The sequence below is a fragment of the Ramlibacter alkalitolerans genome, assembly GCF_016722765.1.
GTDB lineage: Bacteria > Pseudomonadota > Gammaproteobacteria > Burkholderiales > Burkholderiaceae_C > Ramlibacter > Ramlibacter alkalitolerans.
The window spans coordinates 54179-74835 of the sequence record NZ_JAEQND010000015.1; the positions used below are offsets into that span (position 1 = coordinate 54179).

Sequence of the window (20657 nt, forward strand, 5' to 3'; positions counted from 1 at the left end):
AAAACATGAACAACGACTTCGGCCTCGCGCACCTCTGGGCCCAGGGCGACATCGTCACCCGCGCCGTGGCGCTGCTGCTGCTCGGCATGTCGCTCGCCTCCTGGATGGTGATCATCGCGAAGGCGCTGGACCTGCGCCGCTACGCCAGCCAGGCCCGCCAGATCGAAAGCTTCTGGCACGCCGCCGATTTCGCCGACGGCCTCAACAAGCTCGGCTCCGACCCTGCCAACCCGTTCCGTGCCCTCGCCCTCGAGGGCCGCGAGGCCGCCGCACACCACCACTCGCAGCAGCAGCTGCACGATTCGCTCGACGCCAGCGAGTGGCTCACGCGCACGCTGCGCAACTCCATCGACGAATCCACCGCGCGGCTGCAGGGCGGGCTGGCGGTGCTGGCTTCCGTCGGCTCCACCGCGCCCTTCGTGGGCCTGTTCGGGACCGTCTGGGGCATCTACCACGCGCTGCTGTCCATCAGCGCGGCCGGCCAGGCGACGATCGACAAGGTGGCCGGCCCCATCGGCGAAGCCCTGGTCATGACCGCGCTGGGCCTCGCCGTCGCGATCCCCGCCGTGCTGGGCTACAACGCGCTGGTGCGCGGCAACAAGGGCGTCCTCAACAAGCTCAATCGCTTCGCGCACGACCTGCACGCCTACTTCGTGACCGGCGCGCGCGTCACCACCGGTCCCGGCAGCAAGGTGGTGCCCATGAAGAAAGGCGTCTGACCGTGGCCTTCGGCACCCAGGACGACACCGACGAGGTGATGAACGAGATCAACATGACGCCGCTGGTCGACGTCATGCTGGTGCTGCTGATCGTCTTCATCATCACCGTGCCGGTCATGAAGCACTCCGTCAACATCGACCTGCCGCGGGCCACCAGCACGCCGCAGGATGCGAAGCCGGAAACGATCCGCCTGAGCGTCGACGCGCAGGGCAGCTACTACTGGAACGAACAGCCGATCGCCGAGGGCGAGCTGCTGCCGCGCCTGCAGGCCGAGGCCAGGCGCGAGCCGCAACCCGAGTTGCACCTGCGCGGCGACAAGGACGCACGCTACGAGCGGGTGGCGCAGGCGCTGGCGGCGGCGCAGCGCTCGGGCCTGCGCCGCATCGGCTTCGTCACGGAGCCGAAGACGCCATGAACCACGGCTGCAGTACCCCTGCTCCGGCGGCGGCCCCCGCCGCACCCGCGCCGCGCGCGGCGCCGCGCCCCACGCAGCTCTCCAGCGTCGAACTGCTGCGCGGCGAGCGGCTGGTGGAGATCGCGCACAACGGCGAGATCTACCGCCTGCAGGCCACCCGCCAGGGCAAGTTGATCCTCACCAAGTGACGCGCTGCGGCAGCGTCGCGAGGCGGGGATCTCCTTCCCTACTGGGCCAGCGCGCCGATGCCGGCGCGGGCGATCTGCGCGTCCTCGGTCGACTTCACGCCGCTGACGCCCACCGCACCGATGCACTGGCCGTCCTTGAGGATCGGCACGCCCCCTTCCAGCAGCCCGTGCAGGCCGGGGGCGCTCAGGAACGAATAGCGCCCGCCGTTGATCACCTCCTCGTAGATGCGGCTTTCGCGGCGGCCGAGCGCCGCCGTCTGGGCTTTCGCCGGCGCGATCTGGGCGGAGATCGGGGCGGCGCCATCGAGCCGCTGCAGCCAGAGCAGGTGGCCGCCGTCGTCGACGATCGCGATGCTCACCGCCCACTGGTTGGCGAGGGCTTCCGCTTCGGCGGCGGCGGCGATGGACTTCACTTCGGCCAGTTCCAGGACTGCTTTCGTTTTCATGGTTCGCTCGGTCTACGTGGATTTCGGAAGCGCAGAGCATAGCCGGGTCGCCCGGCATTGAACCCGCCTAGAATGAGCCCATCTAACGGCCGTTGAGGCAAGGAGTGCTGCAATGAACGACCCCATCCGGACCGTCCCGTCCTACGGCTATGGCACCACGTCGGCGCTGGAAACGCGCAACAAGGTGCTGCGCAATACCTACTGGCTGCTCGCCCTGAGCCTGATTCCCACGGTGCTCGGCGCCTGGCTGGGCGTCGCCACCGGCATCACCCGCGCGCTCAGCGGCGGCTTCGGGCTGATCGTGTTCCTCGGCGGCGCGTTCGGCTTCATGTACGCGATCCAGAAGACCAAGGATTCGTCCACCGGCGTCGCCGTGCTGCTCGCGTTCACCTTCTTCATGGGGCTCATGCTGTCGCGGCTGATCGCGCTGGTGCTGGGCTTCAAGAACGGCCCTGGCCTGGTCATGACGGCCTTCGGCGGCACGGCCGGCGTGTTCTTCGTCATGGCCTCGCTGTCCACGGTGATCAAGCGCGATCTCTCCGGCATGGGCAAGTGGCTGTTCGTCGGCGCGCTGGTGATCATGGTCGGCGCGATCATCAACGTGTTCGTCGGCTCCGGCGTCGGCATGATGGTGATCAGCACCCTGGCGATCGGCGTCTTCAGCCTGTACATGCTGTACGACCTGAAGCAGATCATCGACGGCGGCGAGACGAACTACATCACCGCCACGCTGGCGCTGTACCTGGACCTGTTCAACGTGTTCCAGAGCCTGCTGGCGCTGCTGGGGATGACGGCCGGCGACGACTGATGACGGAAGGACCTCGCGCTGCGCGCTCGATGACGAAATGACCTGAAGCGCAGCGAAATGATGGAAGGCCCGCGCAAGCGGGCCTTCGTCATTGCAGGTCGAACACCGCCATCGATTCCACGTGCGCGGTGTGCGGGAACATGTTGACCACACCCGCCGCGGTGCAGGCATAGCCGCCTTGGTGCACCAGCAGCCCCGCGTCGCGGGCGAGCGTCGAGGGATTGCAGCTCACGTAGACGATGCGCCTGGGCGGCGTCCAGCCCTGGCGCAGCGAGGGATCCTGGTGCAGGTCGGCGACCGCCTTGGCCAGGGCGAAGGCGCCTTCGCGCGGCGGATCGACCAGCCAGCGGTCGGCCACGCCATGGTCGACGAGTTGCTGCGGCGTCATCTCGAACAGGTTGCAGGCCTCGAAGCGCGCGGTGGCGAGACTATCGCCCGATGCGCGCGAGGCCTGGTTGCGCTCGTAGTTCTCGCGCGAGCGGGCGACCAGCGCCTCGCTGCCTTCGATGCCCAGCACCTCGCCGGCGCGGGTGGCCAGCGGCAGGGTGAAGTTGCCGAGCCCGCAGAACCAGTCGATCACGCGCTCGTCACGGCGCGCATCCAGCAGGCGCACGGCGCGGTCCACCAGCACGCGGTTGATGTGCGGGTTGACCTGCGTGAAGTCGGTGGGCCGGAACGGCATGGTGATGCCGAACTCGGGCAGCGTGTAGGCGAGCTCCTCGCCGTCCGCGTCGAGCAGGTGGGCCGAGTCGGGCCCCTTGGGTTGCAGCCACCACTGGACGCCCGCGCCCGCATGGGCGGTGGCGAACGCGCGCAGCTTGCCGAGGTCGCCGACGGACAGCGGCTCCAGGTGGCGCAGCACCAGGGCCGTCACGCGGTCGCCGCAGGCCAGTTCGATCTGCGGACAGGTCTCGATGGCGTCCATGGAGCCGATCAGGGCCCGCAGCGGCAGCAGCAGGTCGCTCACGTGCTTCGGCACCACGTGGCACTCGCGGATGTCGGCCACGTAGCGGCTCTTGCGCTCGTGGAAGCCGACCAGCACCGTCCCCTTCTTGCGCACGTGGCGCACGCTGAAGCGCGCGCGCCAGCGGTAGCCCCAGGCCGGCCCCTCGATCGCGGGCAGCATGGTCTCGGCGCGCACCTTCCCCAGGTGCCAGAGGTTGTCTTCCAGCACGCGCTGCTTCATGGCAACCTGCGCGCCCACGTGCAGGTGCTGCATCTTGCAGCCGCCGCAGGCGCCCTCGTGCAGGCCGAAGTGCGGGCAGCGGGGCCGCACGCGCTGCGCCGACTCGCGGTGCACCTGCAGCAGCGAGGCCTGCTCCCAGTTGTTCTTCTTGCGGTGCACGTTGGCGCTCACCCATTCACCGGGGAGCGCACCGTCGATGAACACCACCTTGCCGTCCGGGCGGCGGGCCACGCCCTGCGCCTCGATGTCCAGCGATTCGATTTCCAGCCAGCCCTCGGGGTGCGGGGCGGGCAACTGCTTGTCGGTCATGGCGGGATTTTCTCAGGCTGCAAGGGCGGAACTTGTAGGCTGGCGGTGAGCCGCGCAGCGCGCGAACCCCAGCGATGCGCGAATGCGCTGGGGTTCCGGCGCTTTCGCGCGTCACCGCCAGCCTACGGGGTCATGCGCGGCTCACAACCACGCGTCGAGGTACTCGCGCCAGTGCGGCTCGCCCGGAACCAGCGCCGCGAGCGATTCCTTCACCAGGCCCATCTCCTGGTCGTACTCGGCCTCGGTGAAGCCGCAGCGCATCTTCTGGAAGCGGCAGTACAGCAGGTAGGTGTTCATCACGTCCGTCTCGCAGTAGCGGCGGATGTCCTCCAGCTTGCCTTCGAGGTAGGCCTCGTACACCTTCGAGCCGTCCATGCCCAGCTTGCCGGGGAAGCCGCACAGCTTGGCCATCGCATCCAGCGGCGCACTGGCGCGCGGCTGGTACATCGCCAGCACGTCCATCAGGTCCATGTGCCGCATGTGGTAGCGGTTGATGTAGTTGTTGTACTTGAACTCGCGGTCGTCCGCCGCGCCGCCCTCGCCCAGGCACCAGTAGCGGTCCGCCGTCACGCCGTGGCGCAGCCCGCGGTAATGCAGCACCGGCAGGTCGAAGCCGCCGCCGTTCCAGCTCACGAGCTGCGGCACGTGCTTGTCGAGCGCATTGAAGAAGTTCTGGATCACGCGCCCTTCGCTGGCGTTGTCGCGATCGACGAAGGAATGCACGCGCAGGCCCTCGGCATTGCGGAAGACGCAGCTGATCACGAGCACCCGCTGCAGGTGCAGCGGCATGAAATCGCTCTGGCCGGCCTCCTTGCGCTCCTGCAGCCACTGGCCGTAGACCTCGGCGTCGGTCGCGTCCTTGGGGAACTCGCGCAGCAGCCGCAGGCCCTGCACGTCGGGAATCGATTCGATATCAAAAACGAGGACAGGCCACGGCATGGTCCGACTGTATCAGTCGAACCCTGCCGTGCGGCCGGAAGCAGCGGCACTAGAACAGCGCTTCGCGGTCGATGCCCTTGCGCACCATCTGGCGCCTGAGCTTGGTCATCGCCTCGTTCTGGATCTGCCGCACGCGTTCACGGGTGAGGCCCAGGCGCTCGCTCAGGACTTCGAGCGTTTCCGGCTCGCGCTGGTGCAGGCCGAAGCGGCCCTCCAGCACCTCGCGTTCGCGCTGCGTGAGCGCCTCGATCCAGCCGGAGAGCAACTGCTCCACCTCGCGGTTCTGCATGGCGCCGGTGGGGTCGACGGCCAGTTCGTCGGCCATGAAGTCGCCCAGCGTGTGTTCGTCGTCGCTGCGGTCGATCGCCGCGTCGAGCGAGCGGGGCGTCTCGGCCAGCGCGAGCAGTTGCGCGACCTCCTGCACGTCGCGCCCGAGCAGTGCGGCCACGTCCTCCACGCGCACACCTTCGGCTTCGTTGCCGTTGCGGCCCGCGAAGGCGGGATCGTTCTCCAGCGTGCGGCGGGCACGCAGCACCTGCTGCAGTTCGCGCACCACGTGCACCGGCAGCCGGATCACGCGCCCCTGGTTCATCACGGCGCGCTCCACCGCCTGCCGGATCCACCAGGTGGCATAGGTGGAGAAGCGGAAGCCCCGCTCCGGCTCGAACTTGCCGATGGCGTGCATGAGGCCGAGGTTGCCTTCCTCGATCAGGTCCGACAGCGGCACCCCGCGCCCGAGATAGCTCTTGGCGATGCTCACAACGAGCCGCAGGTTGTGCTCGATCATCGACTGCCGCGCCGCGAAGTCGCCGGCCCGCGCGCGCGTCGCCGCTTCGAATTCCTCCTGCGCGGTGAACAGCGACGTCCTGCGCACGTCGCGCAGGTACAGGGTGAGCGTGTCGCTGCTCTCGCCGGAAAAATCGGCGGGGAGGTCGCGGGACGCCTCTTCCGCCGGCGGCTCGGCGGCCACGGGCGGCTCGTCGGCAAGTGGGTCTTCGGCGCCGTTCCGCCCGCCCCCGGGCGCCGCTGCGTCATGCGCGGTGCGGCGCTTCATCGCTACCTCGGCGGAAGGAAGCGCGCCGGATCCACGGGCTTGCCCTGGCGCCGGATCTCGAAGTGCAGCTTCACGCGATCGCTGTCGGTCGCGCCCATCTCGGCGATCTTCTGGCCCTTGCGCACCGTCTGGTCCTCCTTCACGAGCAGTGACTGGTTGTGGGCGTAGGCCGTGAGGTAGGTGTTGTTGTGCTTCAGGATGATCAGGTTGCCGTAGCCGCGCAGGCCGGCACCCGCATACACCACGCGCCCGTCGGCGGCGGCCAGCACCGGATCCCCGGGGCGGCCGCCGATGTCGATGCCCTTGTTCTTCTGCTCGTCGAAGCCCGCCAGGACGACGGCCGCACCGGAGGTCGGCCAGGCCCAGGGAATATCGTCGTCCGCCGACGCTTGCGGCAGCGGCGCCGGCGCGGGCGCGGCGGGAGCGGGCGTTGCGGCAACGCGCGGTGCGCTGCCCGCGCTCAGCGGCGGCAGCACCGAGGACGACGGCGCCGCGGGCGGCACGGCACGGGGCGCTTCGGCCTGCGCCACCGGCGCGGACACCGGCGGCACGACGCGCAGCACCTGGCCGACTTCGATCACGTTGGGGTTCTCGATGTTGTTCCAGCGCACGATGTCGCGCCAGTTCTGGCCGGACTCCAGGGCGATGCGGATCAGCGTCTCGCCGGGCCGCACCGTGTGGTAGCCGGGCTTGCCCTCGTTCTCGGCGCCGGGCAGCGGCGTCGCGCGCGCAGGCGGCGTCGCTCCGGGGGCGACCGTGACATGGCGCGGCGCGCCGCGGTCCTCGACCGGTGCGGGGACGCGGGGCGGCGCCTTGCATGCCGCCACCGCGGCGCACATCAGCACCATGCATCCACCCCGCCACGCGCGCTCGCGCAAAACCATCGATGTCTTCCTCATGCAACGCCCGATTTTAGGGGCACAAAATGAACGCCCTCAAGAATGCTCTGTTTCAGGCGACCCGCGGTCTTCTCCACGATGACGAGGGCCTGCGCACCGTGCGGCATCACCATGGGCGCGACGATGCGACCGCCTTCCGCAAGCTGATCGGTCCAGTGCGCGGGCACCGCCTCGCCCCCGGCCGCGGCAATGATGCCGGCGTAGGGTGCGCCCTTGGCGTAGCCCTGCATGCCGTCGCCGAACAGCAGGTGCACGTTGGCCAGGCGCAGCGGGCGCAGGTTGTCGCGCGCGCGTTCGTGCAGGCCGCGCAGGCGCTCGATGCTGTAGACCTCGCGCGCCACCTGGCTCAGCACCGCGGCCTGGTAGCCGCAACCGGTGCCGACCTCCAGCACGCGGCCGAGCCGGCCGTCGGTGCCGGTGCGGCCGGCCAGCAGCAGCTCGATCATGCGCGCCACCACGCTGGGCTTGGAGATGGTCTGCGCCAAGCCGATGGGCAGGCTCGTGTCTTCGTAGGCTTGGTTGACCAGCGCGCTGTCGACGAAGCGGTGGCGCTCCACCGCATTCATGGCGGCCAGCACGCGCGCGTCGCGCACGCCCTGCGTGGCGAGCCTGGCCACCATGCGCGCGCGCACGGCGTGCGAATCGAGTCCGTGGCCGGCCGGCGCAGGGCGCGGCGGCGGCGCTGCGGGCGTCGAGCCGCGCTGGGTGGGCGTGGGTGCGGCGACGGCAGGCAGGCGCGCGGGGAATCCCGGCCGCCGCGTCATGCGCTGGCCTCGTCCTGCGGAATCTGCGTGGCCGCCTGCGCCCAGTAGCGCAGCGCGTCGTGGTCGGTCAGGTCCACCTTCAGGGGCGTGATGGTCGGATGGCCCTGCAGGTTGGCGTGGAAGTCGGTGCCTTCCGCATCGTCCTTGGCCGGGCCGGCCGCGCCGATCCAGTACATGATCTGGCCGTGCGGGCTGGTCTGCGCGATCACCTTTTCCGCCGCGTGGCGGCGGCCGAGGCGGCACACCTTGTAGGGCTTCAGCGCCTCGTACGGCCGGTTCGGGATGTTCACGTTCAGCAGCCAGTGCGCACCGTCGGTGCGATGGTGTTCGGACAGGAACTGCACCAGCTCGCGCGCCTTGCGGGCTGCCGCATCCAGGTGGGCCCAGCCCTTCTCCGTCTGCGAGAAGGCGATCGCGGGAATGCCGAACAGGTAGCCCTCCATCGCCGCACCGACGGTGCCGGAATAGATGGTGTCGTCGCCCATGTTGGCGCCGTTGTTGATGCCGCTCACGACCAGGTCCGGCTTGTAGCCCAGGAGTCCGGTGAGTGCGATGTGCACGCAGTCGGCCGGCGTGCCGTTCACGTAGCGAAAGCCGTTGCCCGCCTCGTTCACGTACAGCGGCGCGTGCAGCGTGAGCGCGTTCGACTTGGCGCTGTTGTTGTGTTCCGGCGCGACGACTTCGACTTCGCCGAGGTCGCGGATCGCCTCGTACAGCGCCACGATGCCCGGCGCCTGGTAGCCGTCGTCGTTCGAGAGCAGGATCTTCATGTTGCGGGCATTGTAGGGTCGCAGTCGCGGCAGGGATGTCGCGCCCGCCCCCCGCCCCTATGATCGCGCCCATCCAAGGAGACCCGTACATGCAAGCCTGGCTTTGCGAAAACCCCGTCGGCGTGGAAGCGCTGCAATGGAAGGAACTGCCCACGCCGCAGCCGCAGGCCGGCGAGGTGCTGGTGCAGGTGAAGGCAGCGAGCCTGAACTTCCCCGACCTGCTGATCGTGCAGAACAAGTACCAGCACAAGCCACCCCTGCCCTTCGTGCCCGGCTCGGAGTTCGCGGGCGTCGTGGCGGCCGTCGGTGCGGGCGTGACGCAACTGCAGGTCGGCCAGTCGGTGGCCTGCCTGGCCGGCACCGGCGGCTTCGGCACGCACACCATCGCACCGGCGGCGCGCTGCGTTCCGCTGCCTTCCGGCTTCCCCTTCGTGGACGCCGCCGCCTTCATCATGACCTATGCGACCTCTTACCACGCATTGGTGGACCGCGCCGCATTGCAGGTCGGCGAAACGGTGCTGGTGCTCGGTGCGGCGGGTGGCGTGGGCACCGCCGCGATCCAGATCGCCAAGGCGGTCGGCGCGCGCGTGATCGCCGCCGCTTCGAGCGAGGAGAAATGCGAACTGTGTCGCTCGATCGGGGCTGACGCGACGATCAACTACACGCAGCACGGCGTGCCGAACGCGTTTCGCGACGAGGTCAAGGCGCTCACCAACGGCAAGGGCCCGGAAGTCGTCTACGACCCCGTGGGCGGCGAGTTCGCAGAGCCCGCCTTCCGCTCGATCGCCTGGCGCGGCCGCTATTGCGTGATCGGCTTCGCGGCCGGCCCCATCCCCAGCCTGCCGCTGAACCTGCCGCTGTTGAAGGGCGCATCGGTGGTCGGCGTATTCTGGGGCGAACTGGCGCGCCGCGAGCCGCAGACCGCCGCGGCCACCCTGCAGGAGCTGGCGAAGTGGTACGGCCAGGGCCGGATCAAGCCCGTGATCGACCGCACGATGCCGATGGCCGAGCTCAAGGCGGCCTATGCGCGCATGGGTTCGCGCGAGGTGAAAGGCAAGCTGGTGCTGGTCAACGACTGAAAGTCGGCTGCGGCCCCGCTATAATGGCCGGCTCACGGTGGCTGTAGCTCAGTTGGTAGAGTCCAGGATTGTGATTCCTGTTGTCGTGGGTTCGAGTCCCATCAGCCACCCCAGAACACACCGGAAGCCCTGAAGGCGCGAGCCTCAGGGCTTTTCTTCTGCCGCCCGGCGGCAGCGCATTCACCGCGGAGCCTCTGCCGCGTCCTCGTCCTTCTGCGTCTGGTCGATCTCGCGCGCCAGCGTGTCCAGGCGCGTCGCCTTCGCCAGCGCCGCGACCTCGGGGTCGTGCCCCTTCGAGGCGCCCACCGTCCGCGCGATCTCTTCCAGCAACTGCAGGGTCTTGGTCGCTTCCTGCTCCGCCAGCAGGTTCACCTGCAGTTCCAGCTGGGAGCGGCGCTCGCTCACACGCATCGTGTAGTTCTGCGCGATCAGGATGAAGGACGTCAGGAAGATCGCCTCCAGCGAGCCGAACATCGTCAGCAGCGTGAAGGGGAAGGGGTCGAAATGCGGCAGGCCCGGGATGCTGTTGAACACGATCCAGCCGCCGAACAGGAGCGCATGCGCCAGCACGAAGTAGATGCTGCCGCAAAAGCGCGCGACGAAGGACGCCGCCTTGTCGGCGAAGCTCGGGTCGGCGACGGCCAGCGCCTCCAGCTCGCGCACGGTACGCACGTTGCGCCGTGCGATGTCGCCGGCGGGGTCGCGGGAGGGAGACTCGGACATGCGCCCCAGTCTTGGGCCGGTGCTGGCCCGGCCTTGCCGGACCAGCACGGATTGCAGTGTCAGCCGCCTGCTGCCCTGCCCCGGACGGCTGCGCTGCTCACTGCGTGGGCAGCGAGCCCTGCGGCCTCGGCACGAGGATCTCGGCCTTGTAGCGGTCCTTCAGCACGTTGTAGTACGCCAGCGCCTCGTCGCGCGCCCACGCCTGCGTGTACTGCTGCAGTTCCTGCTGCGCCTGCTGCGGCGGCGGCGCTTCGCGCGGCAGCACCTTGGTCACCTTCACGATGGCGTAGCCTTCGGCGCCGAGGTCCACGCCCGCCAGCGCCGGCAGCTTGGACGCATCGGCGCGCAGCGCCGCTTCGACGATCCTGGGCGGCTGCTTGGCGTCCACGCGCGACAGCGTCACGGTGTCGCCGACCTGCGCGGCGGCCGGATCGGCCTTCCACGCCGCCAGCTTCGCCTCGCCTTCCTTGCGGGCCAGTTCCGCCGCCTTCTTCGCCACCACGCTGTCACGCACGCTCGCCTTCACTTCCTCGAACGGGCGGGTGCGGGCCGGCGCGTACTGCGTGACGCGGCCGGACACCAGCTGGTTCGGGCCGAATTCCACCGCCTCGGTATTGCGCTTGCGCTCGGTCGCGTCGGGCGCGAACAGCGACTGCAGGAACTTGGGATTCGCGAGCGGCCCGGTGGCGCCGGGTTGCGCATTGCGCGTCACGCCCTGCGCGGACTTGATCTCCAGCTTGAGCTTGTCGGCCACGGGCTTGAGCGAGTCGGCCTGCTCGTACACGGTGTTGCTGAAGGTCTCCGCCGCTTCGGCGTACTTCTTCTGCGCCTGCTGCTTGCGCAGCTCCGCTTCGAGTTCCGGCTTCACCTCTTCGTAGGTGCGCTGCTTCGGCACCTTGATGTCGGTCAGCTCGATGATGTGGTAGCCGAACTCGGTCTCCACCGGCCCCACGATCTCGCCCTTCGCCTTCATGCCGAAGACGGCGTCCTCGAACGGCTTCGTCATCGCGCCGCGGGTGAAGAAGTCGAGATCGCCGCCGTTGGCCGCGGAGCCGGGGTCCTGCGAGTTCTTCTTCGCCACCTCGGCGAAGCTGGCCGGGTTCTTCTTCACCTGCGCGAGCAGCTCGTCCGCCTTCGCCTTGGCCTTGTCCTTCTCCGCCTGCGGCGCGCCCTTGGGAACGGTGATCAGGATGTGGCTGGCACGGCGCTCCTCGGCGCCGCCGCCGACGCGGCCCTGGTTCTGGTCGAAGTAGCTCTTGAGGTCCGCCTCGTTGAGGGTGATGCCCTTCTGCACCGACGCCAGATCGAGCACGACGTATTCGACGCTCGCCTGCTCGGGCGACTGGAACAGCTGGGGGTTCTCCTTGTAGAAGGCCTGCAGCTCGTCGTCGGTGGGTTGCACCTTCGCCTTGAAGTCCGCGGTGTTGAAGCGCGCGACCTGCGCCTCGCGGCGCTCGAAGTAGCTCGCCAGCGCCACGGAGGCCTGCGCCGGCGGCGTGAAGGCGGACTGGCCCACGGCCCCGAGCACCTGGCGCATCCCGATGTCGTTGCGCACCTGGTTCTCGAACATCTGCGGCGACATGCCCTGCGCGGCGAGCAGCTGCTCGTAGCGCTTCAGGTCGAACTTGCCGTCGGGCCCGCGCAGCGCGGCAAGCTGCTCGTTCGACTGCAGCTCGCGCGCCAGGCGCTGGTCGCCCACCAGCAGGCGCTGGTGCTCCACCGCCGCCGCGAGCACGCGGTCGCGCACCAGCTGTTCGAGCGTGCCGTACTTCGCCTGCGGCGAATCCAGCAGCTTGGCGTCGATGGTGGGCATCTGCTGGCGCAGGCGGTCCACCTGGCGCTTGTGCGCCTCGTCCCAGTCCTGCTGCGTGATCTCGTGGCCGTCCACCTTCGCCACGGTGTCACCCCTCTCCCGCATGCGGTTGTAGCCCTGGAGGCCGAACAGGACGAAGGACGGCACGATCAGGAGGAACAGCAGCAGCTGCATCCACTTGTTGTGCTTGCGGACGAAATCAAACATGTTCGGTTCTCGTTCTAGGACAAATAAAAAGGCGAACCACGGTTCGCCTTTCTTCGTTGGTGGGTGCTGACGGGATCGAACCGCCGACCTACGCCTTGTAAGGGCGCCGCTCTACCAGCTGAGCTAAGCACCCCACCGGGTCAGGACCGATCAGTTCAGCGCATCCTTGAGCGCCTTGCCGGGACGGAACTTGGGCACCTTGGCAGCCTTGATTTTAATCTGTGCGCCGGTGCGGGGATTCCGGCCGCTGCGCGCCGCCCTTTTGCCCACCGCGAAGGTACCGAATCCGACGAGCGAGACCGAGCCGCCTTTCTTCAGCGTGGTCTTCACCGCGCCGATCATCGATTCCAGCGCGCGCGTGGCGGCGGCCTTGGAGATGTCGGCGTGTTTGGCTATGTGCTCGATCAATTCGGTCTTGTTCACAGGGATGCCCCTCCGGATCCAGGATATGAGAGTTTTTGAACGACTTTCCGCAAAAATTTGTCTCCCGTTCCCGGCGTCGCGAAGGCGCATTGGCGGGAAGGGGAGACAGTGCGGGCGGCCTTGCGGCCACTGGCATCGATTAGAAACAGCGCCTCAGGCGGTGTCAATACGGCATGCGGCAATACAACACGCGCGCCCGCATTCCGCGCGAAGACTACAGCGCGGCGGCGATCGCCTTGCCCAGGTCGGTGGTGCTCGCCTTGCCGCCGATGTCGGGCGTCTTCGGCGCGCCGGACTTCGGGTCCAGCACCTTCTCGATCGTGGACAGGATCGCGTCGTGCGCATCCTTGTGCCCCAGGAAGTCCAGCATCATCGCGCCGGCCCAGATCTGGCCGATCGGGTTGGCGATGTTCTTGCCGTAGATGTCCGGCGCCGAGCCGTGCACGGGCTCGAACAGCGAGGGGAAGGTGCGGTCCGGGTTCATGTTCGCGCTCGGCGCGATGCCGATGGTGCCGGTGCACGCGGGGCCCAGGTCCGACAGGATGTCGCCGAACAGGTTGGTCGCCACCACCACGTCGAAGAAGTCCGGGCGCTGCACGAAGTGCGCGGTCAGGATGTCGATGTGGAACTTGTCCGTCTTGATGCCGGGGTACTTCCTGGCCATCTCGGCGAAGCGCTCGTCCCAGTACGGCATGGTGATCGCGATGCCGTTGGACTTGGTGGCGCAGGTCAGGTGCTTCTTCGCGCGCTTCTGCGCGAGCTCGAAGGCGAACTTCAGCACGCGGTCCACGCCGTGGCGGGACATGATCGTCTCCTGCATGACGATCTCGCGCTCGGTGCCGTTGAACATGCGGCCGCCGACGGCGGAGTATTCGCCTTCGGTGTTCTCGCGCACGATGTACATGTCGATCTCGCCCGGCTGGCGCGGCGTGCCGTCGCGGCGGACCACGGGCGCGATGATGCCGGGCATCAGGCGGGCGGGACGCAGGTTGATGTACTGGTCGAAGTCGCGGCGGAACAGGAGCAGCGACTGCCACAGCGAGGTGTGGTCGGCGATCTTCTCGGGCCAGCCGACGGCGCCGAAGAAGATGGCGTCGTGGCCGCCGACCAGGTCCTTCCAGTTGTCCGGCATGTACTGGCCGTGCTTCTCGCAGTAATCCCACGAGGACCAGTCGAAGGTGTCGAACTGCAGGTCGATGCCGAACTTGCGCGCGGCGGCGTCGACGACGCGCACGCCCTCGGGCATGACTTCCTTGCCGATGCCGTCGCCGGCGAGGACTGCGATGCGTTTCTTGCTCATGTCTTGCTCCTGAAGAAGGTGAGGATCTCGTCCAGCAGAAGGGCCGGCGCCTCTTCCGCGATGTAGTGGCCGCAGGGCAGGCTGCGGCCGGTGAACTGGCTGGCGTACGGCCGCCACAGGGCCGGCACGTCGAAGCAGCGGCCCACCGCGCCATGCTCGCCCCACAGCACGCGCAGCGGCTGCGCGAGCCGGCGGCCGGCGTCGAGGTCCTGCCGGTCGTGCACCAGGTCGATGCCGGCGCTGGCGCGGTAATCGGCGCAGATCGCCTCCGCAGTGCCTGCGATCATCGCGCAGCGCTCGTATTCCGCCAGCGCCTCGGGCGCGAACGCAGCCAGACCCGCATGCCGCGCACCCATGACGCTGCGCACGTAGCGGCGTGCGTCGGATGCGATCAGCGCTTCCGGCAGCGGCGGCGGCTGGATCAGGAAGAACCAGTGCCAGTAGGCCCGCGCGAAGGCTTCGCTGGTGTTGCGGTACATCGCGAGCGTGGGTGCGATGTCCAGCAGCATCAGGCGTTCGACGCTGTCGGCGTGGTCCAGCGCGAGGCGATGCGCCACGCGCGCGCCGCGGTCGTGCGCCAGCACCTGGAAGCGCGTGTGTCCGAGCTGGCGCATGACTTCCAGTGCGTCGCTCGCCATCTCGCGCTTGGTGTAGGCGGCCGAGTCGACGCCGGCCGGCGGCCGCGCGGAATCGCCGTAGCCGCGCAGGTCCATCAGGACCAGCTCGAAGCGATCGGTGAGCTGCGGCGCGACGCGGTGCCACATGGCGTGGCTCTGCGGATGGCCGTGCAGCAGCAGCAGGGGCTTGCCCCGGCCCGCGCGCCGCACGTTCAGCGTGACGCCTTCGCGTGCGATCCGCAGGGTTTCGAAGCCATCCAGCATGGCCGCCATTCTGGACCCGCGCCGAGGGCCGCGGCAAGCAATAATCTGGCAAGGGATTCTTGCCGAAACGGAAGCAATGCAGCCGCACCTCGAACGCGCCGACCTCGAACTCCTGCTGGCCATCCGCGAGCACGGCAGCCTGGCGGGCGCCGCGTCGGCGGCCGACGTCGTGCCGTCCGTGATCACGAAGCGGCTCGCCGCCCTGGAAACGAGGCTGGGCCTCAAGCTGTTCCAGCGCACGACGCGCCGCGTGGTGCCCACCGCGGAAGGCGAGGCGCTGTGCGAACGCGCCACCGGGCTGCTGGCCGGCTTCCAGGCGATGGAAGCCGAACTGCAGGAGCGGCACCAGGAGCCGGTCGGCCGCATCCGCCTGGCGGCGACGTTCGGCTTCGGGCGGCTGTGGCTCGGTCCGGCGATCGCGGAATTCCAGCAGCGCCACCCGAAGTTGCACGTGCAGTTGCAGCTCACCGAGCAACTGCCCGACCTGGCGGTGGAGGGCTTCGACGCCGCCGTGTGGTTGTGGCAGCTGCGCGGCCCGCGCGCCAGCGAATGGACCGGCCGGCGCCTGGCGCGCAACCAGCGCGTGCTGGTTGCCGCGCCGGAGTACCTGCGCCGGCGCGGTACGCCCGCCACGGTGGAGGAACTCGCCGCGCACGACTGCCTCGTGGTGCGCGAGAACGAGCGCTTCGACGTCTGGCGGCTGCAGCGCGAGCGGGAACGCGAGCGCGGGGAGGTGCGGGTGCGCGTCGGCGGACCGCTTTCCTCCAACTCCGGCGAGCTGGTTCGCGACTGGTGCCTGGCCGGTCACGGCATCATGCTGCGCAGCCTGTGGGACATCGCGGCGCCGCTGGCGGCCGGCGAGCTGGTGCGCGTGCTGCCCGGCTACGCGATGACGGACGCCGACATCCATTGGCTGGCGCCGCACAGCGCCAGCACGCCCAAGAGGATCCGGCTGCTGGCCGATTTCCTGGCGGAGCGTTTCCGCAGCGAGCCCTGGAAGCTCACGCCCGTGCCGGCCGCACGACCAGGCTCACGCCCACGGCGGTGAGCGCCATGCCGGCCACGATCAGCACCGTGATCGGCTCGTCGAACAGCACCCACGCCATCAGCGCCGTCGTGGGCGGGACGAGGTACATGAGGCTGGTGACCGTCGTCGCCGCCCCGCGCTGGATCAGCAGGTACAGCAGCGAACTGCCGCCGAGCGTCATGCCGAGAACCGACCAGGCGAGCGCTCCGACCAGCTGGTGGTTCAGCCCTCCATCGGGCAGCACCCAGCGCATGGCCTCGCCCTCCATGAGAGCCAGCGGCAGGCTCACCGCGAAGGCCGCCGCGAGCTGCACGAGGTTGGCCGTGCGCACGTCGCAGGGCTTCACGAAGCGCTTCTGGTACAGGGTGCCGGCGGTGATGGAGAACAGCGCGATCACCGCATACGTGAAGTTGACGGCGCTCACCTCCCCGTGCCCCAGCTTCTGCCAGACGACGAGCACGAGCCCGAGCAACCCCAGCGCGAGGCCCGCCCACTGGCGGGCGCGCACTTCGCCGCCGCGGGCCGAGATCCACACCGCGGTCAGCACCGGCTGCAGGCCCACCAGCAGCGAGGACAGGCCGGCGCCCATGCCGGCCTTGACGGCGGCCCACACGCCGCCCAGGTAGCCGGCATGCATCAGGATGCCGGCGACCGCCAGGTGCGCGAACTGCGCCCTGCCGCGCGGCCAGGCAGCGCGCGCGGCGAGCGCCCAGGCGAGGAAGGCCGCGACCGACAGCACGTAGCGCAGCGACAGGAACTTCAGCGGCGGCGCATGCGGCATGGCATAGCGCGCCACGATGAAGCCGGTGCTCCAGATCACGACGAACACCGCGGGCATGGCCCGCAGCATGGCGTCCGTGCGGGACGCGACGGCGGCGGTCATCTACTTCTTCACCCGGCTGCGGATTTCCGGCAGGGCCTTCTGCAGGTAGTAGACCATCGACCAGACGGTGAGGATCGCCGAGGTCCAGATCAGCCAGGTGCCCCATTGCAGCGTGTCGATCGTGCCCAGCACCTTGCCCTCGTAAAGCAGGAAGGGGATGGCCACCATCTGCACCGTGGTCTTGACCTTGCCGATCATGTGCACGGCGACCGAGCGCGAGGCGCCGATCTGCGCCATCCACTCGCGCAGGGCGGAGATCGCGATCTCGCGCCCGATGATGATCAGCGCCACGAAGACGTCGGCCCGCTGCAGGTCGACCAGCACCAGCAAGGAGGCGCAGACCAGGAACTTGTCGGCCACCGGATCGAGGAAGGCGCCGAAGGAGGACTGCTGATTGAGCTTGCGGGCCAGGAAGCCGTCCAGCCAGTCGGTCGCGGCGAACACGATGAACATCACGGTGGCGATCAGGTTCTGCGTGCGGTGCTCCAGCCCCATGTAGAACACGCCCACCAGCAGGGGGATCGCGATGATGCGCGTCCAGGTCAGGAGGGTGGGAACCGTGAAGAACATGGGCGCGATTCTGGCATGACGTCTGCGTCATTCCCGCGGAGGCGGGAATCCAGGGCTTGCGGAGCCACGCGCTGCGCGCGTGCTCTGGGCCCCCGCCTGCGCGGGGGTGACGGCCGGGATCAATGCAGCGCCCGGTAGATCTGCTCCGCCAGCTCGCGCGAGATCCCTTCGACGGTCGCGATGTCCTCCACGCTCGCGGCGGCGACGCCGCGCACGCCGCCGAAGCGTTGCAGCAGGCGGGCCCGCTTCTTCGCACCGATTCCCGGGATCTCCTCCAGCTGGCTGCCGCCCACGCGCACCCGCGCGCGGCGCGCCCGCATGCCGGTGATCGCGAAGCGGTGGGCCTCGTCGCGGATCTGCGCCACCAGCATCAGCGCCGCCGATTCGCGCCCCAGGTACACCTTCTCGCGGCCGTCGGCGAACACCAGTTCCTCCAGGCCCACCTTGCGCCCCTCGCCCTTTTCCACGCCGACGATCACCGACAGGTCCAGCCCCAGTTCGGCGAACACCTCGCGCGCCATGCTCACCTGGCCGCGGCCGCCGTCGACCAGCACCAGGTCCGGCAGCCGCTGCGCGCTGCCGCCCCCGCCCGCCTTGGCACGGCGGGGGGCGCCCTGCTCTGCGGCCTCCGCGTCCGGGGCCGGCTCCTGCACTTGCGGCGCCGGCGCTTCCTCTTCCCCGCCATCGGGCGGCGTGGCATCCGGCGTATCGCGCCCGGCCTGCGCCAGCCGCGCGTAGCGCCGCGTCAGCACCTGCCGCATGGCTGCATAGTCGTCGCCGGGCGTGATGTCGTCGATGTTGTAGCGGCGGTACTCGCGGTTCTGCATCTGGTGGTGATGGAACACCACGCAGGACGCCTGCGTGGCCTCCCCCGCGGTGTGCGAGATGTCGAAGCACTCGATGCGGAAGGTGTCCAGGTTGTCGGGCGCCAGGTCCAGCGCCTCCACCAGGGCGCGGGTGCGGGCCTGCTGCGAGCCTTCCTCGGCCAGCAGGCGGGCTAGCTGGAGTTCGGCATTCTTCTCCGCCATCTCCAGCCACAGGCGCCGCTGGCCGCGCGGGTTGTGGACGGCGGCGATGCGCACGCCGGCCTGCTGCGCCAGGGCCTCGACCAGTTCCGCCTCGACCGGGTGGCTGGTGATGAGGGCGGAGGGCGCCGGAACACCGATGTAGTGCTGCGCGATGAAGGCCTCCAGCACCTGCACCTCCACGGGCTGCGCATGCACCGCATCGGCCGCGTCGTCGAATTCCTGCACCGCCGCCGCATCCTCGATGTGGCTCGGGAAGTACGCCCGGTCGCCCAGGTGGCGGCCGCCGCGCACCATCGCGAGGTTGACGCAGGCCTTGCCGCCGTGCACCTGCACGGCCAGGATGTCCACGTCCTTGTCCGAGGCCGTCTCCACCGACTGCTGGTGCAGCACCTTCGACAGGGCCGCCATCTGGTTGCGCAGTTCGGCGGCCTGCTCGAATTCCAGCTTCTCGGCGTGCGCCATCATGCGCTGCTCGAGCCCCTGCAGCACCGCCTGCGTGTCGCCCTGCAGGAACGCCTCGGCGTTCAGCACGTCCTGGTGATAGGCCTCGGGTTCCACGAGGTTCACGCACGGCCCGGAGCAGCGCTTGATCTGGTACAGCAGGCAGGGCCGCGTGCGGTTGCCGAACACGGTGTCCTCGCAGGTGCGCAGGCGGAACACCTTCTGCAGCAGCTGGATCGATTCCTTGACGGCCCACGCGCTCGGGTACGGCCCGAAGTAGCGGTGCCTGCGGTCGACGGCGCCGCGGTAGTACGCCACGCGCGGGAACACCGCGGCGGAGGGCGAACCGCCCTGCCGGGCGGCGAAGCCCACCTTGTCCGGCGAGCCCGTGATCTTCAGGTACGGGTAGCTCTTGTCGTCGCGGAACAGGATGTTGTAGCGCGGCGCGAGCGTCTTGATCAGGTTGTTCTCGAGCAGCAGCGCCTCGGCCTCGGAGCGCACCACCGTCGTCTCCAGCCGCGCGATCTTGCCGACCATGTGGCCGATGCGCGTGCCGCCGTGGTTCTTCTGGAAGTAGCTCGAAACCCGCTTCTTCAGGTTGCGCGCCTTGCCGACGTAGAGGACGCCGCCCTCCGCGTCGTAATAGCGGTAGACGCCGGGCAATGCCGGCAGCGCGGCGACCTGCGCCAGCAGTTCCGCGGAATGCCCTTCGACCATGCCGCCTATTATCGAGGCCGTGCGCTGGGACATCTTCTGCAAGGTCATCGACAACCACGGCGATGCCGGCGTGTGCTGGCGCCTCGCCGCCGAACTCGCAGCGCGCGGCCATGCGGTGCGGCTCTGGATGGACGACAGCGCGATGCTGGCATGGATGGCCCCCGACGGCGCCCCGGGCGTCGAGGTGGTGCCCTGGTGCGATCCGGTGCCCGACCTGGCGCCCGGCGACGTGGTGATCGAGGCCTTCGGCTGCGACCCGCCGGCCGCGTTCGTCGCGCGCATGGCCGCCCTGTCCACGCCGCCGGCCTGGCTCAACCTCGAATATCTCTCGGCCGAACGCTACGTGGAACGCAGCCACGGCCTGCCCTCGCCCGTGATGCACGGCCCCGGCGCGGGACTGGTCAAGCGCTTCTTCTACCCCGGCTTCACCGCACGCACGGGCGGGCTGCTGCGCGAGCAGGACCTGGCCGCGCGGCAAGCGTCCTTCGACCGCTCGGCGTGGCTGCAGCGCTGGGGCATAGCCCCGGCCCAGGCGCGGGTGGTGAGCCTGTTCTGCTACGAACCCGCGGCGCTGCCGCAGCTGCTGGACCAGCTGGCGCAAGCCGCCCCGCCGACCGAACTGCTGGTGACTTCCGGGCGCGCGGCGGCGGCCGTGCGCCGGCACGCGCTGCAGGGCCGCGGCGCCTTGCGCCTGCACTTCCTGCCCTTGCTGAGCCAGCGCGAGTACGACCACCTGCTCTGGTCGTGCGACCTGAACTTCGTGCGCGGCGAGGATTCCGCCGTGCGCGGCCTGCTGGCCGGGGTGCCCGCCATCTGGCAGATCTATCCGCAGGACGACCAGGCGCACCACGCCAAGCTGGAAGCCTTCCTCGACTGGCTGCAGCCGCCGAACGACCTGCGTGATTTTTTCCGCACCTGGAACGGCGTGGTCGACGAACCCCTGCCCGCCCTCGACATCCCCCGCTGGCGTCCGACCGCGCGGGTAGCCTTTGACCGGGCGCAAGCATTACCCGAGCTCGCGAGCGGGCTGGTGCGCTTCGCCGGCGAGCGCGGTAGAATATAGAGCT

The 20657-nt window shown here is 69.3% G+C and carries 22 protein-coding genes and 2 tRNA genes; 8 read left to right on the forward strand and 16 right to left on the reverse strand.

What is annotated here, in order from left to right; genetic code table 11:
* Positions 1-5: 5 nt before the first annotated feature.
* The 3 genes from JI746_RS23325 to hemP are packed head-to-tail and all read left to right on the forward strand — an operon-like array spanning position 6 to position 1323.
* A complete protein-coding gene (locus JI746_RS23325; protein ID WP_201692689.1) occupies positions 6-719 on the forward strand; it encodes a MotA/TolQ/ExbB proton channel family protein in 714 nt (237 codons plus the stop codon).
* A gap of 2 nt (positions 720-721) precedes the next feature.
* Complete coding sequence (locus JI746_RS23330) at positions 722-1135, forward strand: ExbD/TolR family protein (protein ID WP_201692690.1); 414 nt, start codon at positions 722-724, stop codon at positions 1133-1135.
* Positions 1132-1323, forward strand: coding sequence for a hemin uptake protein HemP (hemP, locus tag JI746_RS23335; protein ID WP_201692691.1), 192 nt, complete (start codon positions 1132-1134; stop codon positions 1321-1323). Before JI746_RS23330 ends, hemP begins: the two co-directional genes overlap by 4 nt.
* A gap of 38 nt (positions 1324-1361) precedes the next feature.
* Here hemP and JI746_RS23340 read toward each other — a convergent pair whose 3' ends face one another.
* Positions 1362-1769 carry a GlcG/HbpS family heme-binding protein gene (locus tag JI746_RS23340; RefSeq protein ID WP_201692692.1) on the reverse strand — a complete coding sequence of 136 codons (408 nt, stop codon included), beginning with the start codon at positions 1767-1769 and terminating at the stop codon, positions 1362-1364.
* A 112-nt stretch (positions 1770-1881) separates the two neighbouring features.
* On the opposite strand from JI746_RS23340, the gene JI746_RS23345 reads away from it, so the two are divergent.
* Positions 1882-2577, forward strand: a complete 696-nt coding sequence (locus JI746_RS23345) for a Bax inhibitor-1 family protein (RefSeq protein WP_201692693.1) — start codon at positions 1882-1884, stop codon at positions 2575-2577.
* Positions 2578-2665: 88 nt separating this feature from the next.
* Here the strand turns inward: JI746_RS23345 and rlmD are convergent, their stop codons facing one another.
* The 6 genes from rlmD to surE form a co-directional block, all read right to left on the reverse strand.
* Positions 2666-4072 (reverse strand): 23S rRNA (uracil(1939)-C(5))-methyltransferase RlmD, encoded by a 1407-nt coding sequence (rlmD, locus tag JI746_RS23350; protein ID WP_201692694.1) that lies wholly within the window; start codon positions 4070-4072, stop codon positions 2666-2668.
* A gap of 141 nt (positions 4073-4213) precedes the next feature.
* Positions 4214-5011, reverse strand: coding sequence for a 3'-5' exonuclease (locus tag JI746_RS23355; RefSeq protein WP_201692695.1), 798 nt, complete (start codon positions 5009-5011; stop codon positions 4214-4216).
* A gap of 49 nt (positions 5012-5060) precedes the next feature.
* Positions 5061-6065: an RNA polymerase sigma factor RpoS gene (gene rpoS / locus JI746_RS23360; RefSeq protein ID WP_201692696.1), complete on the reverse strand. Its 1005-nt coding sequence runs from the start codon at positions 6063-6065 to the stop codon at positions 5061-5063.
* 2 nt (positions 6066-6067) lie between these two features.
* Positions 6068-6964 carry a peptidoglycan DD-metalloendopeptidase family protein gene (locus JI746_RS23365; protein ID WP_408004121.1) on the reverse strand — a complete coding sequence of 299 codons (897 nt, stop codon included), beginning with the start codon at positions 6962-6964 and terminating at the stop codon, positions 6068-6070.
* Positions 6961-7728 (reverse strand): protein-L-isoaspartate(D-aspartate) O-methyltransferase, encoded by a 768-nt coding sequence (locus tag JI746_RS23370; RefSeq protein ID WP_201692697.1) that lies wholly within the window; start codon positions 7726-7728, stop codon positions 6961-6963. Before JI746_RS23370 ends, JI746_RS23365 begins: the two co-directional genes overlap by 4 nt.
* Positions 7725-8498, reverse strand: coding sequence for a 5'/3'-nucleotidase SurE (gene surE, locus JI746_RS23375; protein WP_201692698.1), 774 nt, complete (start codon positions 8496-8498; stop codon positions 7725-7727). Before surE ends, JI746_RS23370 begins: the two co-directional genes overlap by 4 nt.
* A gap of 89 nt (positions 8499-8587) precedes the next feature.
* On the opposite strand from surE, the gene JI746_RS23380 reads away from it, so the two are divergent.
* Positions 8588-9577 carry an NADPH:quinone oxidoreductase family protein gene (locus JI746_RS23380; RefSeq protein ID WP_201692699.1) on the forward strand — a complete coding sequence of 330 codons (990 nt, stop codon included), beginning with the start codon at positions 8588-8590 and terminating at the stop codon, positions 9575-9577.
* 37 nt (positions 9578-9614) lie between these two features.
* A tRNA-His gene (locus JI746_RS23385) sits at positions 9615-9690 on the forward strand.
* A gap of 67 nt (positions 9691-9757) precedes the next feature.
* On the opposite strand, the gene JI746_RS23390 is transcribed toward JI746_RS23385, so the two are convergent.
* The 6 genes from JI746_RS23390 to JI746_RS23415 all read right to left on the reverse strand — a co-directional run bounded on the left by JI746_RS23390 (position 9758) and on the right by JI746_RS23415 (position 14933).
* Entirely contained in the window at positions 9758-10300 is a 543-nt protein-coding gene (locus JI746_RS23390; RefSeq protein WP_201692700.1) for a DUF1003 domain-containing protein, read from the reverse strand.
* A 97-nt stretch (positions 10301-10397) separates the two neighbouring features.
* The gene (locus JI746_RS23395) at positions 10398-12320 is read right to left on the reverse strand and encodes a SurA N-terminal domain-containing protein (protein WP_201692701.1); all 1923 of its coding nucleotides are present in this window, start codon (positions 12318-12320) and stop codon (positions 10398-10400) included.
* A gap of 57 nt (positions 12321-12377) precedes the next feature.
* A tRNA-Val gene (locus JI746_RS23400) sits at positions 12378-12453 on the reverse strand.
* A 17-nt stretch (positions 12454-12470) separates the two neighbouring features.
* Positions 12471-12833, reverse strand: coding sequence for an HU family DNA-binding protein (locus JI746_RS23405; RefSeq protein ID WP_236600070.1), 363 nt, complete (start codon positions 12831-12833; stop codon positions 12471-12473).
* A 124-nt stretch (positions 12834-12957) separates the two neighbouring features.
* Positions 12958-14043, reverse strand: coding sequence for a tartrate dehydrogenase (locus tag JI746_RS23410; RefSeq protein WP_201692702.1), 1086 nt, complete (start codon positions 14041-14043; stop codon positions 12958-12960).
* The gene (locus JI746_RS23415; RefSeq protein ID WP_408004122.1) at positions 14040-14933 is read right to left on the reverse strand and encodes an alpha/beta fold hydrolase; all 894 of its coding nucleotides are present in this window, start codon (positions 14931-14933) and stop codon (positions 14040-14042) included. The genes JI746_RS23410 and JI746_RS23415 overlap by 4 nt, the downstream gene beginning before the upstream one ends.
* 67 nt (positions 14934-15000) lie before the next feature.
* Here JI746_RS23415 and JI746_RS23420 point away from each other — a divergent pair, with 67 nt between their 5' ends.
* A complete protein-coding gene (locus JI746_RS23420) occupies positions 15001-15972 on the forward strand; it encodes a LysR substrate-binding domain-containing protein (protein ID WP_201692704.1) in 972 nt (323 codons plus the stop codon).
* On the opposite strand, the gene JI746_RS23425 is transcribed toward JI746_RS23420, so the two are convergent.
* The 3 genes from JI746_RS23425 to uvrC form a co-directional block, all read right to left on the reverse strand.
* Positions 15926-16834 (reverse strand): DMT family transporter, encoded by a 909-nt coding sequence (locus JI746_RS23425; RefSeq protein WP_236600071.1) that lies wholly within the window; start codon positions 16832-16834, stop codon positions 15926-15928. The two genes, JI746_RS23420 and JI746_RS23425, sit on opposite strands and share 47 nt — an antisense overlap.
* Complete coding sequence (pgsA, locus tag JI746_RS23430) at positions 16835-17404, reverse strand: CDP-diacylglycerol--glycerol-3-phosphate 3-phosphatidyltransferase (protein WP_201692705.1); 570 nt, start codon at positions 17402-17404, stop codon at positions 16835-16837.
* Positions 17405-17523: 119 nt separating this feature from the next.
* Positions 17524-19590: an excinuclease ABC subunit UvrC gene (uvrC, locus tag JI746_RS23435; protein WP_201692777.1), complete on the reverse strand. Its 2067-nt coding sequence runs from the start codon at positions 19588-19590 to the stop codon at positions 17524-17526.
* Between uvrC and earP the strand changes: the two genes are divergently transcribed.
* The gene (gene earP, locus JI746_RS23440) at positions 19589-20653 is read left to right on the forward strand and encodes an elongation factor P maturation arginine rhamnosyltransferase EarP (RefSeq protein WP_201692706.1); all 1065 of its coding nucleotides are present in this window, start codon (positions 19589-19591) and stop codon (positions 20651-20653) included. The genes uvrC and earP overlap by 2 nt on opposite strands.
* Positions 20654-20657: the final 4 nt, after the last annotated feature.